This window comes from Shewanella schlegeliana, assembly GCF_016765635.1.
GTDB lineage: Bacteria > Pseudomonadota > Gammaproteobacteria > Enterobacterales > Shewanellaceae > Shewanella > Shewanella schlegeliana.
Genome location: NZ_JAESVD010000008.1, coordinates 216,071 through 229,601 on the forward strand (window position 1 = coordinate 216,071; position 13,531 = coordinate 229,601).

Sequence of the window (13,531 nt, forward strand, 5' to 3'; positions counted from 1 at the left end):
AGTAGATATGAACTAAAAACCCAACATTGTGAATGAATATGAATGAATGAGTTTAGCCTGCGCTCATTCATAGTCGTTTTGACTGCTCTATCAGTTGTGCAATCAAAGGCACATACAGTGTAATGAGCAGGCTTAATGGAGTGAGAAACAGTACGCCAAGGAGCAAAGAGCTCCCTGTTAAAGATGAGAAATGGTTAGCTAAGTTGAGCTTGGATCTCGCTTAGATGCTGTACTACCCAGTCTCGGTTAATGGCGCCCCAATGGTTAATCCGATAAAAACCTGCATTATTGCGCTGCCCCTCTTGCACAAACTCACACTCTATCGCTAAGTCAGCAAGGGCGGCAATGGCATCTTGCAGGGTTCGACGAGGCATCTCGGTTGCTTTATGCAGTGACAGTAAATTGTGACGTTCACTATCGATAAGGTAAGCAATATAGAGCTTTCTTAGAAAAGCTTTCTGCTGTTTCGATTCGGTAAAATTGAGGCTCATGGCATTATAATTATTGAGGGTGTTAGCGATAAATTACTTTATTTACAATAAATAGCAACATTATCGCCACCAATATGTTGCCAAATATGTCTCTCTATGGCGATGTGGCACGACATACTGATATAGTCGATTAAGCTAATGTGTCTTAAACAAGTGTCTTAAATAAGCCGTGTAATGCGTAGCGACTACGGGCAGGGATTATGGATAGTGAAATAGAGAACGAAATGGCTAACGAGATAAAGAGTAAGATAGAATATTCGAACCCCGTTCCCCCAATGTCCGCCACCTCAGAGCAAGTAGGCATAAAGGGCGATAGCAAGAGTTATGTCGCTAACGAACCTCATCGCATCATTGAAAGAGATGATTGGCAAGGCTTCGATCAGGTTCCTCTGCAGCCAGTGGATAATAACCATTATACCCAAGTGTTATCTGAAAGCCTTCTGTTCGGCACGCTGGTATTTATTGCCGCCTCCCTAGGGCTTATTCTGTCAGGCGAACTAAACCTAGGCTTGCTCGTTATCACTCTCACAGGGTTAATACTGCTCCTTTGCACCATAGGTTATTTGAGATATCGACACGCTAAATCTTTAGCTTATGCCACTTGTGAACATGAGTTTTTAATGCAGAAAGGCTTTTGGTGGGTCAAGCGCACCTCTTTACCTTACTCACGATTGCAGCATGTTAGTATTTCCCACGGTCCGCTAGAGCGTCACTTCAACCTTTCGACCATCAAGTGTTTTAGCGCCGGTAGTGGCTCGGCTGAGATAGAGCTGCCCGGTATTGATCAGCGCACCGCCGAGCATCTACGCCAACATCTGCTAGCGCAGGCTGCTAATGCTCATACTTCTGCCGATGTCCGTTCAGATATCCAGAGTCAAGCCGATGCATCGGCTCCCACCATAAAAACCTTGGAAAGCCATAACGATGACGCCTAAGTTCTCAGACTGGACCTCATTATCGCCATGGTCGATTATCAGCTTTACCCTGCTGACAACAAGGCAGTTATTCAGTAGCGGCTATGCCCTTGTACCTCTGGTCTACACTGGATGGCAACAAGGTTTTAGCAGCCCCTGGATCATAGTTGCAGTAGCCGCAGTGGTGATGACTATTTTCATTTTTAGTGTACTGCAGTGGCTCAAATTTCGCTTTAGAGTCGAAACCGATAAGCTTAATATCCAGCACGGCATTATCTTTAAGAAGGCCGATGAGCTTCCATTCAATAAGATCCAAAATATCCGTTTAGAGCAGCCGCTTTACTTTCGTCCCATGGGGCTATATAGACTCGTCGTAGAAACCGCCGGTTCAAAGAAGAATGAGGCTGAGTTATCGGCGCTAGCTTATAAAGATGCCCTCAGTCTTAAAAAGCAGTTGATGGCCGAACATGGCCCGCAACAACACGATGTGACACAGCAGCTCGAAACAAAACTGAACAACACCCTAAGCCGCAAGAGTCTAAAGCAGCTAGTTATTTTTGGGCTTTATCAAAATAATGCTATTTGGTTGGCGGTTATTTTAGGCCCCATCTTAGGACAGCTCGATTGGGAGTCGATGGAAAACCTGCAATTAATGCAATCATTTATGGCTTGGTATGAGGTCAATATTGGCGTCAGTATTGTACTGCAACTTATCTTTGCCTCAATGGCGCTGGTGCTCTTCTATCTGCTATTTTCACTGCTATCCATCGCATCCGCCGTTCTCAAATACTTCCCCTATAAACTCAGCCGCAGTGGTAATACCTTGCATCGCACCGGTGGCATTATTGCCAAACAGAATGATGCTCTTGCCATTAGGCGAATTCAGGTCGTTAAGTTCTATCAACCCTTAGTGGGACGCTTACTCAAGCTTTGGACTGTGTACTTTAAACAAGTCCAAGGCCACGAAGTGGAACAGCGTGGTAGCACCAACATGCTAGTTCCCAGCATGAGTCGAGCCGATATCGCCGAGCTTTTGCCCGAGCTTAAAGGGATAGAAGCTAACGCCCTAGCGCTGCCTAACCAATATCAGCACATTCATTTAGGTTGGTTTTGGCGTCGTGGATTACTGCCGTTATTAGTACCTGCGATTAACACCTATTTTATTGGCTAAATCTGTTTACCGATCTACTTTGGATAGCTGCCACTCTATTTTGTATCGCCATTTACTTAAAGTATCGCCAATATGGCTATAAACTCGAGGGCAATAACCTTTGGTTCCACTCAGGGCTACTTGGGCGAAGCTGGCAGCTTATAGCACTCACTAAGGTTCAGCATGTGGCGATTACTCAGTCTCCTAATCAGAAACGCAGTGGCTTGGCTAACCTTGAAATTGGTCTCGCCAGTGGTACAGTAAAACTACCTTATATCTCTATCATTGCGGCACGAACGATCGCAGAGCGCGCACTCGTGCTTATTCATAACGACAACCGAAACTGGATATAGCTATGAACAAACTAGCCACAGAGCATAAATCACAGCAAGCGATCACCCCAGACATGATTATCCACTTCTGGTTTGAGGAGATTGAGCCTAAGCAGTGGTGGATAAAAGACAGTGAGCTTGATGACTTGATTAAGCAACGCTATGCCAGCTTGTTAACGCAGGCTGTGCAAGGTGAGCTCTATCACTGGCGAGCAACTCCGCAGGGGCGACTAGCTGAAATCATCGTGCTGGATCAGTTCTCCCGCAATATCTATCGTGATACTCCGCAGGCATTTGCTGCCGATCCCCTCGCCTTAGTCCTTGCCCAAGAGGCTGTCGCCCTCAATAGCGACACCGAACTAAAGGCGAAGCAGGTGCCGTTTCTGTTTATGCCATTTATGCATAGCGAGTCGCCATTAATACACGAGATTGCGGTGAGGTTATTCAGTCGTGACGCAGCCAAAGCCAATTTAGACTTTGAGCTTAGGCATAAGGCGATTATCGATCAATTTGGCCGTTATCCACACAGAAACGCGATTCTAGGTCGTGAATCAACCGCAGAAGAAATAAGCTTCTTAATGCAACCCGGATCGAGTTTTTAGCAATTTGTATAAGCACAAATGAAAACAGCCACACAAATTAATGTGTGGCTGCTCTTTTTCACCCAATTAATACCGCATTTAAACCACGAGCTAAGCTTACTTCACCACCAGTACCGGGCACTTGGCTTTATTGGCTAAGCTTTCAGCGATATTAGGGTTTAGTAGATGTGAGATCCCTCTATGACCATGGCTTGCTATCACTATCATACCGACCTGCCCAACCTCGGACTCTTCAAGGATCTCATCTAGCACGTCGCCTTTACGCAACACGGTTTTCACCGTCAAGCCATGATTAAGCCCTTGCTGGATCTTCAGCTCCAGTTTCTCTAAATTTTCAGTTGCCGCAGCCTCTACCTGTCTATCGAGTTGCTCCACCGAGTCAACTGCAATGCCGTAATGATGTTCACTAAAAGGCTCACTCATCACATGCACTAGGCGTAGGCTTACACCATATAGGTTCGCCATCTCGATGGCATAGCTCAACGCATGGGACGCCGTTAATGAAAAATCTGTTGGACATAAAATTTGTCGAGTACGCATACCTTCTCCTCAATCAAGCCTACGCTTGATTGCCATTAATACTGTAATTAATACAGCAACTACTTAACGACTAATACCGGGCATTTTGCTCGGTTAGCCACGGCTTCTGCCACGTTTGTATGCAAGAAGTGCGAGATCCCGGTACGGCCATGGCTGGCAATCACTATCATCCCCGCCTCAGCCCCCTCAGCTTCTTTAAGGATCTGCTCAGCGGCGCTACCATGACGGATCACAGACTCAACCGAGAGATCACTCTTAAGCTCGGTTAATAACTGCTTCATATTCTCTGCGGCAGAGTCTTCCATACTCTGTGCTAACTCTTCAGGTGTAACCGTGAGAATTTGATAATTATCGACTCCCATCGGCTGCTCAATAACATGCACGATACGTAGACCTACATGGTATAAGTTTGCCATTTCAATCGCATACTTTAGTGCATGAGAAGCAGTCTCAGAAAAGTCCGTTGGACATAAAATTTGACGACTACGCATAACTATTTCCTCCATCACTTGCTATCGCCATGGTGAATACCGCTTTTATGGCAAAGACTTAAACTATGACTTAATACTAATTCCTTACTAATAAGGTTAGTCATTAAGCCACTCACGTGCTTCTTTTTTGCTATCAAAAAACTTCGCATCGTAAGGGGTAAACCAGTCGGTCATTTTAGTCACCCACTCCTGCAGCTTTCCCTCTCCGACGATGGCAATCTTCTCAAACGCCTTGCCATGAGCAACACCTAACTTTAGATCGTCCCATGCAGCCCGTAGTTCCCAACCATCGAGCTTGCTAATATCGGCTAATACATTGATTTGAGGCTCTTCAACCCCAGCAATCGCCGACTCCAACATAGGAACCATATACTCATAGTCCTCATGGGTAAGCTTACCGACAGCAACAAACGTCATATAAAACTTACTGCCACTACGCTCTATTCCCACAGAGATTCCATGTACATTGCTACTCATTTTTAATCCTTAGTTAACTAAGTAAGTCTCTCTAATTCTAAAACTCTGACGATTATTGAATATGATCTTGGTCACAGTTCTACCTGTTATTTGATCTTTAATAAAAATTTCATTACCATCAGACCGACTAATCAGTCGGTCATTTTAAAGCCAAATCTGGAGTTAAGTTAATGAATATGCACATAGGCAATCAGGCAGCAAAATCACTGTCGCAAATGTTAATCGAACAGCGCAACTGCTATGTAAATGAGCCCGCACCTAGCTATGACGCCAGAATTGAGCACCTAAAGAGCTTAAGAGCCGCCATCCTCAGCTATCAAGAGCAGCTCGTTGCCGCACTAAGCCGTGACTATGGTAATCGTTCGATTGATGACAGCATGATCTCCGATATCATGCCCTGCATTAACAACATCAATTACAGCCTCAAACACCTCAAGAAGTGGATGAAGCCAAGCTCCCGCCACGCAGGCCTGCTGCTGTCGCCAGCCAAAATTAAGGTGCACTACCAGCCATTAGGCGTGGTTGGTATTATCGTACCGTGGAACTTCCCTATCATGTTGTCAGTTGGACCACTTATCACCGCCTTAGCCGCGGGTAATCGCGCGATGATCAAGCTATCGGAATTCACCCCAGAAACCAATCAAGTGATCAAGACGATGTTAAGCAGCATCTTTGATAGCAAACATGTGGTTTGTATTGAAGGGGAGGCCGAGGTTGCCGCTGCGTTTTCATCACTACCGTTCGACCACTTGCTGTTTACTGGCTCAACCACAGTTGGCCGCCATGTAATGCGCGCCGCTGCCGACAACCTCACCCCTGTCACACTCGAACTTGGCGGTAAGTCGCCGGTTATCGTGGCTAATGATATCGACATGGCTACCGCCGTTGAACGTATGATCTACGGTAAATGCTTAAATGCCGGACAGATCTGTGTCGCCCCAGACTATGTGCTCGTTCCTCGTGTTAAGGTCGATAGCTTTATTCAGGCTTATAAGAAGAAGTTCACCAGCATGTATGGCCAAGTGAGTGACAACAAAGACTACGGCAGTGTGATTAATCAACGTCAGTTTGATAGGCTTATCCAGGTACTCGATGATGCCAAGAGTAAAGGTGCCTGTATTATTAGCGCCAACGATGAAGCTATTAATAGCGACAAGCGCAAGATACCGACTCAGCTTATCTGCAATGCCACTGATGAGATGCTAGTGTTACAAGATGAGATTTTTGGTCCACTGCTGCCTGTCATCCCCTATGACAGCATCGATGAGGCAATAAACTACGTTAACCAGCGTCCTCGCCCGCTCGCCTTATATCTAATGAGCTTTGACAAAGAGATTCAGCAACATGTGCTGAATCACACTCACTCTGGCGGCGTCTGCATTAACGAAGCCGTATTTCACGTTGCAGCCGATGACGCCCCCTTCGGTGGGATTGGTCCATCGGGCATGGGACACTATCACGGTAAAGAGGGCTTCTTAACCTTCAGTCATGCTAAAACAGTGCTCAGTCGCGGTAAATATCTCAATACAGGTAAACTGGTCCACCCCCCCTATGGTGGTGTTATCCAGCGCCTATTGATGAAATTTTTCCTACGTTAATCGCAACTGAGCAGTGAACCCGATGAGTCGTATCGATAAAAAACAAGCCATATTGGACACAGCGTTGACACTATTTGTCAGCCAGGGCTTTTATGCCACCTCCACCGCCTCAATTGCCAAAAAAGCTGGGGTGGCAACTGGCACCCTGTTTCATCATTTCCCCTCAAAAGAAGCGCTGATCAACCACCTGTACCTATCGATTAAGCAGGAGTTTGCCGATGCTATACAGTCAAAAATCAGTCAAAAGGGGGAGTTAAAAACAGACGCTCAAAACCTATGGCAGGTTGCCATAAACTGGGCGATGGAAAATCCCCTTAAGCAGGAGTTTTTCCAGCAATATTCGATGTCTCCATCGATCGCATCGGAGGTCAGATTACAGGCAATGAATAGCATATTAGGCTTTATGGGACAGCTCATCAAACAGGGGCAAAAAGCAGGTGTTTTAGCAGATTATCCGCTATCCTTGATGTTAGAGAGTTGCCATGGCCAATATTTAGCGGCAACGCGATACTTTATAGACAACCCAACATCATGGAAAGATGAAGAGTATAAGCGTTCAAGCTTTGCAATGTTTTGGAATGCGATGAAAGCTTAGCGAGCACGATATACGATAGACAACCCTGAATAATGGAAAGATGAAGAGTATAAGCATTCAAGCTTTGCAATGTTTTGGAATGCGATGAAAGCTTAGCGAGCGCGATATACGATAGACAACCCTGAATAATGGAAAGATGAAGAGTATAAGCGTTCAAGCTTTGCAATGTTTTGGAATGCGATGAAAGCTTAGCGAGCGCGATATACGATAGACAACCCTGAATAATGGAAAGATGAAGCGTATAAACGGTCAAGCTTTGCGGCTTTTTGTAACGGAGTTAAGGAACGCTATGAAAGCCTAACTAGCGAGATACGAGATACTTTAATAGTTCAGCCAGAATCATGGAAAGATGAAGCGTATAAATGCTCAAGCTTTGCGGCTTTTTGTGACGAAATGAAGGAACACAATAAAAGCCTAGCTTGATATGCGATAACGGATTTAAACCTTAGCCTTGCTACAGTTATCGCGTTACTTGATGCATTATTCGAAGGAGTGAATATATGTTAAGAATGAAAACCGAATGCCGACGGTGCAAAACCAAGTTGGCGCGTAAAGAGGTCGCCTATATCTGCTCACTTGAGTGTACCTATTGCAAGCGCTGTAGCGAAGAGCTGCGTTACATCTGCGAGCACTGCCAAGGCACCCTAGTTTTAAGGCCGACTCGATTAATTCAGCCAGTACAAATCTCTACCCCCGAACTGAAAAAATGCTCTGTGTAGTGAGGGGCATTTATCAGTCACAAAAGGTCAGCATTTGCTGACCTTTATTGTTTCCTAGTTCGTTAACATCTAGTCAATCAACACCATAAAGCCTAACACCTAGGTAGGCATAAACTCACACATAAGCCCTTCTTATCGCGGTTATGCAAGCTAATAGTGCCATCGTGAGCCTCAACAATCTCACGACAAAGAGGTAAGCCCAATCCTGTACCAGACTGTTTTGTCGAGTAAAAAGGTAGCAGTGCCTGCTGCAACACCTCTGCAGACATACCTAAGCCTTCATCCTTAACTTCGATACAGATCCCCTGAGTTGGATCGGCCAAGTTTAGCTCTCTGATCTCTAAGCTTATCTTAGTTAAATCTGAACCTGATTCATGCGCATTTTTGAGTAAGTTCAGCAATACCTGCTCCATCTGAATAAGATCGAAGCTCATCGTTCGCTGAGGTAACTCCCCAAGAAGCGTAAACTGATAATGTTGCCTAAGCTGTTCGGTTAACCTCAGCCAATCAACTGGCGCCTTGGTTGGCAGCGGCAATTTAGCGAAGCGGGCATAGTTGAAGATAAACTGGCTAAGATGGCTGGTACGATCTTCGATGGTATCGAAAATCAGCTTTAGCTTTGGGTCATTAAGTTCTTTCGTGATCATTCTTCCAGAGTTAACCATTGAGGCTATCGGTGCCACCGAATTATTCAGCTCATGGCTGATGATGCGAATAACCTTCTTCCATACCGCAACCTCTTGACGGTTCAGCTCTCTAGTCAGCTGCTTTAGTAGTACTAAGTGGTGGAACTGACCGTTTAATAGAAACTGTCCTCGGGATAGGTGCCAAGTTTCTAGCTCATTTTCATCGCCACCCCGACTAAGCGAAAACAAGCCATCCTTGGGGTTGTTAAGCGCCCCCACCAAGGCTTCGGGGGCCTCATTCAGTAGTTGCGACAGCGACATTCCTTCAATTCGCAGCCCGTTATTAAACAGATGTCGCGCCGCATCGTTGGCATAGATTATCCGTTTTTCATCATCGAGTAGCAGCATCACATTGGGCGAGCTTTGTATCACCTTATCGAGTAACAATTCACGCTGGTAAATATATTGCCGCTCTTTTCGTAGGGTTTGCGCCGACTCGTTAAATAGCTTTGCTAATGCCTTTAACTGGCTATCTCCGCTCACTGGAATGCTCACGCTAAAGTCATTATCTTTAAAGTTGAGTAACCCCACCTCAAGCGCCATCAGGTTGCTGGCTAGTTGACGCGTCCCTAGATAACTCAACCCTGCCACCAAGAGCAATGCCACCAGTAATATCGACAAGTACAAGCCGCTTTGCTGCTTGACCTCTTGTACTAGCTCTTCGGAGCCAAGCCCTAACAGACTGCCAAACGCCAGCACTAAGCCCAGCATTGATGCCATAACGGCACTGAGGATCAATTTCGCTCTAAGTGAAATCTGTAGCTTCAGACTCATATTGTTATTATTGTCCTTTCCCAGAGTAAATTATTTATCTATGCCATATTTTTCCATACGCCGATACAAGGCTTGTCGGCTCAGGCCTAAAGATTTGGCCACCCGTGCAATCACGCCCCGGTGTTGCGCTAATGCCGACTCGATACTTGCCTTCTCATCTCGCGCCGTAGCAGCGCCAGAAGTTACCTCTGAGTTGGGTCGCAATTCAGTTTGGACAACATCTACTTCAGTCGGCGAAATCGGCGACTTTTTTTCAGTCTCCAAAGGGTTAGACAAGCCTTTAGAATCTAGAGTCGGCTCGCTGTGTAACTCAAGGCCAAAATCCTCAACGGTTAACTCAGACGAACTCGCCAAAATCACCGCTCGTCTACAGGCATTTTCCAACTCGCGGACGTTACCTGGCCAAGGGGGTGCCTGTAGAGCCAGTTGAGTCTGATGAGATAGTGAAAAGTCAGTGCCAATAAAGTGCTCAACCAAGGGCAACACATCATCTTTACGTTCTTTAAGCGCGGGCAATGGCAGTTCAATCACATTAAGGCGGTAGAAGAGATCCTCACGAAATCGCCCCGCTTGAATATCTTGCGCCAAATCGGCGTTAGTGGCACTGAGCACCCGAACATTCACCTTGCGGGTTTGATGGCTACCGAGTCGTTCAAACTCACCAGTTTGCAATACGCGAAGCAGTTTCACTTGGCCTGAAAGTGGCAGATTACCAATTTCATCTAAAAACAGTGTGCCACCATCGGCGGCTTCAAACCGGCCTATGCGAGTCTTAGTCGCCCCAGTAAAAGCGCCCGCTTCAGCGCCAAACAGTTCAGCTTCGAGTAAGTCCATCGGTAGCGCACCAATGTTAACCTTGATAAAGGGCCGCTGCTTTAACGATGAATTAGCGTGGATAATATCGGCGAGCTTATCTTTACCTGCACCGTTAGGCCCTGTGATCAGCACCGACACATCAGATTTAGCAATCTGCAGCGCTAGATCGACACAGCGCTGCATCGCGCCGCTATTAAAGACGATGCCGCACAGGTCGGCATCTTTAATCGCTGCCATACGTTGGTTTTCAACTCGGCTTAGCTTGGCGTTATCTTTTGCCAGACGATGCAGCGAAATTAAATTATTAATACTGGTTAGGAGTTTTGCATCATCCCAAGGTTTACCCATGTAGTCAGCCGCGCCCTCTTTGACTAATTCTACGGCTAGTTCAAGCTGAGTCCAGGCGGTAAGTAAGATAATTGGCAGCTTCGGCTGTTGCTGTCTAAAAGCATAAAACAGACTGCGTCCCTCTTCACCAGAAGTGGTGTCTTGGGTGAAGTTCATGTCTTGTACCACCAGCGCCACATCATGTAGCCCCACGAGTTCGAGAGCGACATCGGGTGATAGGCAGGTAAGCGTCTGATAACCATTGAGCTCTAGCATTAAGGCCAAGGCATTACACACAGCTTGGTTATCATCGACAATCAGGATTTTATCCATAAACTCGTTATTATTAATTGTGTTAGAGGGCTGACTATAAAACTAACTGAAAGCCAAACAGAGTTAAAGAAAAGCTCACACCTGGTTAATAATTAGATAACATTTCTACGCATCAACAGTGCGAGTTACACACTACGAGTGGCTGTTGCTGGCGAGATTTTTGCCGCTTTTTGTGCTGGTAAAATAACTGCTATGGTGGTGAGTACCAGTAAGCCTGCCACCGTAGCTATCGGATAGATAAGCTCTAGCTTAGGCAAACTGTAAAGTGTCATTAATTGCTGACCAAGTTGCACCGCAATCAAGCCGCCGAGCAGCCCCCCAACGAGACACAACAAGTAGTTTTCCACTAGAAAGAAGCTAACAATATCGCGCTTCTTCGCCCCAAGGGCTCGACGTGTACCTATCTGCTTAGTGCGGCGCTCAATATTAAACATCACCATACCAGCAAGGCCTAAAGAGGTGATAAGCAGCAATAACACCACCATCATAGACAGCACCGTCGCCATCAGCTCATGGTCACGGTATGAGCTGTTGCGATGCTCAGTGATTGTGGTGAAGCCACTCACCACACGATTAGGGTGTTCTTTATGCAGCGCTGCTGGAATTGCTTCTTTTAAATCAGCAATGGCTGACTCATCCGCACGCACTAAGAATCGAGTGAAAGCGGATCCCAATTCAGTATTAAGGATCACACTGCGATTGATATTTGAATAATCAACCCAAGCACTTTGCAAGCGCTCGACCACACCAATAATTTTCATTGGTTGATCGCCAATATTGCCGCGATACATCACTTGACCGATTGCGGGTTCATCACCAAAGGTGTCTTTAGCAAAGTCAGCAGAGACAATCGCCAAACTTGCCAGCTCAGGGCCACCACTACTCACCTCATCAGGATAGAAATTACGCCCCTCAATCAACTTTACCCCTAAGGTTGACAACATCTGCTCATCACCATAATAAAGCGCTGCATTTGGAGTATCTTTACGCTCCTCCTCACTCGTGCCATAGGAGAAGTTAGAAGACCAACCGCCACCACTGAGTGGTGTCATACTGCTTGAGGTTGCAGCTTTGACGCCATCTAAGTTACGTATAATCTCGACGTCAATCAGGTTCTGCTCGTGAGCAATAATAGATTCATCGAAATTATAAACCGTTAAATCAAAGACCTCCGACTCTACAATCCCAGACTCTCTAGCTATCAGGCCTACACGCTCAGCGATAATAAAGCTGGCATTGGCAACAATTGCCACCGACAAGATGATTTGAATTAGCAGTAATAAAGGGCCGCTTTTATTACGCATTAACATGCTTAATATGGGTTTAATTTGAAACATAATGAAGTCCTTTGTCATTCTGTACTTTATTGGCTCTTGAGATAAACACTGGGATTAGTGCTGCAGATACGCCATGCGGGATAAATGCCTGCAACAATGGCAGCACTAACGGCGATAACAGGGGCAATCAGCCACATGCTTTGATCCAGTTGCGCCAGTGAGGCTTCCAAATCGAATTTAGAGGATAAGAAGTACAGTGCCATCCAAGCCCAGAACAACCCAAGAGCGCCACCACAAAAGCCAATTAAGCCCACTTCCACGAGATGTTGAGAGAAGATCTGTAAACGACTGGCACCAATGGCTCGCCTGACCCCCACTTCTGGCGCGCGCTTTAAGAATTTAGCCAAGAGTAGACCCAGCATATTGACTAAACAGACCACCAAAAACAGCGCACTTAAGCCCACTAAGACCTTGTTGTCTTCTGAGACGACTTTGTTAAAGTTCAACCACTGAGCGACATCTCGAATCTCACCGCGAGCATCGGGGCGCTTAAAACGGCCAACCTGCTGTTGCTGCTCCACGTAACGTCCTAACCACTCTTGGTATTCTTGCTGCTTTGCACTGGTATCTAACTCAGCCCAATATTGCAGCCAATGCATCTCAGAGTTCAGTCTGTCTTGATAGGTGCGTATATCTTCATGACGCCAGCTTTGGTTATTGCCCCAGCTTTCATACTCCTCGATAGGCGCGAGTGAGAAAGGCACATAAACACGAGCGGAGTCATTAAAAGCCCCGTTGTTAACGTCGTAATATTTAGGGCTCGGGTTCCAGTTCTCGATGACGCCAACCACTTGATAAGGTTTACGATTCAGTAGCAGCGTTTTACCTACGCTATCGCCACCACCAAAGACCTCTTTATTCATATCCTCACTAATGACCACCTTGTAGCCGCCCTCTTCATCGACTTGCTTGTCCCAGCTGCGACCATAGATAAACGGCACATCAAACAAGGCGAAAAAGTCACCTCCTGTTACCCGCACGCTTTCTAAAATGGGCGAGAAATTGACATCCTCAGTCTGCACAGCAAGGCCGGTTCTAAACATCGCTGCCTGCTTTACTGGCACATCACTCTGGCTGAGATTAATCGCATCTTGATAGGTGATCTGCTCGTTAATCGTCTCCCAAGTATCATTGTCGTGGCTCATCAGCTGCACCGCAAATAACTGCGATGAGCGCTCGCCAGCAGGATTAATCGATGCCATCTTGTAGATATTCAAAGTGGTGATAGTGATGCCTATGCCGATAGAGATGGCGAGGATCATCAGTAGAGATAGAAACGGCGTCTTCTTGATGCTGCGCCAAGCTAGATCCAGATAATAAAAAAACATCATGCTCTCCTTAGCAAACCA

The 13,531-nt window shown here is 46.1% G+C and carries 15 protein-coding genes; 7 read left to right on the forward strand and 8 right to left on the reverse strand.

Annotation, left to right across the window (positions count from 1 at the left end; translation table 11 throughout):
- Window positions 1-194 precede the first annotated feature (194 nt).
- A complete protein-coding gene (locus tag JMA39_RS15000) occupies window positions 195-491 on the reverse strand; it encodes a helix-turn-helix domain-containing protein (RefSeq protein WP_202722660.1) in 297 nt (98 codons plus the stop codon).
- A gap of 200 nt (window positions 492-691) precedes the next feature.
- On the opposite strand from JMA39_RS15000, the gene JMA39_RS15005 reads away from it, so the two are divergent.
- From JMA39_RS15005 to JMA39_RS15015, 4 genes are read left to right on the forward strand one after another with little or no spacing between them, the layout of a single operon-like run.
- Window positions 692-1,426, forward strand: a complete 735-nt coding sequence (locus JMA39_RS15005; protein WP_202722661.1) for a PH domain-containing protein — start codon at window positions 692-694, stop codon at window positions 1,424-1,426.
- Window positions 1,416-2,576 (forward strand): PH domain-containing protein, encoded by a 1,161-nt coding sequence (locus JMA39_RS15010; protein WP_308440725.1) that lies wholly within the window; start codon window positions 1,416-1,418, stop codon window positions 2,574-2,576. Before JMA39_RS15005 ends, JMA39_RS15010 begins: the two co-directional genes overlap by 11 nt.
- 50 nt (window positions 2,577-2,626) lie before the next feature.
- Entirely contained in the window at window positions 2,627-2,908 is a 282-nt protein-coding gene (locus tag JMA39_RS21425; protein WP_331253380.1) for a PH domain-containing protein, read from the forward strand.
- 2 nt (window positions 2,909-2,910) lie between these two features.
- The gene (locus tag JMA39_RS15015; RefSeq protein ID WP_202722662.1) at window positions 2,911-3,489 is read left to right on the forward strand and encodes a DUF924 family protein; all 579 of its coding nucleotides are present in this window, start codon (window positions 2,911-2,913) and stop codon (window positions 3,487-3,489) included.
- Between the two features lie 96 nt (window positions 3,490-3,585).
- On the opposite strand, the gene JMA39_RS15020 is transcribed toward JMA39_RS15015, so the two are convergent.
- The 3 genes from JMA39_RS15020 to JMA39_RS15030 form a co-directional block, all read right to left on the reverse strand.
- Window positions 3,586-4,029, reverse strand: a complete 444-nt coding sequence (locus JMA39_RS15020; protein ID WP_202722663.1) for a universal stress protein — start codon at window positions 4,027-4,029, stop codon at window positions 3,586-3,588.
- Between the two features lie 59 nt (window positions 4,030-4,088).
- On the reverse strand, window positions 4,089-4,520 hold the full coding sequence (locus JMA39_RS15025; protein WP_202722664.1) for a universal stress protein: 432 nt from the start codon (window positions 4,518-4,520) through the stop codon (window positions 4,089-4,091).
- A 96-nt stretch (window positions 4,521-4,616) separates the two neighbouring features.
- Complete coding sequence (locus JMA39_RS15030) at window positions 4,617-4,997, reverse strand: SpoIIAA family protein (protein ID WP_202722665.1); 381 nt, start codon at window positions 4,995-4,997, stop codon at window positions 4,617-4,619.
- Window positions 4,998-5,167: 170 nt separating this feature from the next.
- Between JMA39_RS15030 and JMA39_RS15035 the strand changes: the two genes are divergently transcribed.
- The 3 genes from JMA39_RS15035 (at window position 5,168) to JMA39_RS15045 (ending at window position 7,909) form a co-directional block, all read left to right on the forward strand.
- Window positions 5,168-6,595 (forward strand): coniferyl aldehyde dehydrogenase, encoded by a 1,428-nt coding sequence (locus tag JMA39_RS15035; protein WP_202722666.1) that lies wholly within the window; start codon window positions 5,168-5,170, stop codon window positions 6,593-6,595.
- Between the two features lie 22 nt (window positions 6,596-6,617).
- Window positions 6,618-7,190 carry a TetR/AcrR family transcriptional regulator gene (locus JMA39_RS15040; RefSeq protein WP_202722667.1) on the forward strand — a complete coding sequence of 191 codons (573 nt, stop codon included), beginning with the start codon at window positions 6,618-6,620 and terminating at the stop codon, window positions 7,188-7,190.
- Window positions 7,191-7,690: 500 nt separating this feature from the next.
- Window positions 7,691-7,909, forward strand: coding sequence for a DUF1272 domain-containing protein (locus JMA39_RS15045; RefSeq protein ID WP_202722668.1), 219 nt, complete (start codon window positions 7,691-7,693; stop codon window positions 7,907-7,909).
- 92 nt (window positions 7,910-8,001) lie between these two features.
- Here JMA39_RS15045 and JMA39_RS15050 read toward each other — a convergent pair whose 3' ends face one another.
- The 4 genes from JMA39_RS15050 to JMA39_RS15065 all read right to left on the reverse strand — a co-directional run bounded on the left by JMA39_RS15050 (window position 8,002) and on the right by JMA39_RS15065 (window position 13,510).
- On the reverse strand, window positions 8,002-9,369 hold the full coding sequence (locus JMA39_RS15050; RefSeq protein ID WP_202722669.1) for a sensor histidine kinase: 1,368 nt from the start codon (window positions 9,367-9,369) through the stop codon (window positions 8,002-8,004).
- 30 nt (window positions 9,370-9,399) lie between these two features.
- Complete coding sequence (locus tag JMA39_RS15055) at window positions 9,400-10,845, reverse strand: sigma-54-dependent transcriptional regulator (RefSeq protein WP_202722670.1); 1,446 nt, start codon at window positions 10,843-10,845, stop codon at window positions 9,400-9,402.
- 125 nt (window positions 10,846-10,970) lie between these two features.
- The gene (locus JMA39_RS15060) at window positions 10,971-12,182 is read right to left on the reverse strand and encodes an ABC transporter permease (RefSeq protein WP_202722671.1); all 1,212 of its coding nucleotides are present in this window, start codon (window positions 12,180-12,182) and stop codon (window positions 10,971-10,973) included.
- Window positions 12,183-12,208: 26 nt separating this feature from the next.
- Window positions 12,209-13,510, reverse strand: coding sequence for an ABC transporter permease (locus JMA39_RS15065; RefSeq protein ID WP_202722695.1), 1,302 nt, complete (start codon window positions 13,508-13,510; stop codon window positions 12,209-12,211).
- Window positions 13,511-13,531: the final 21 nt, after the last annotated feature.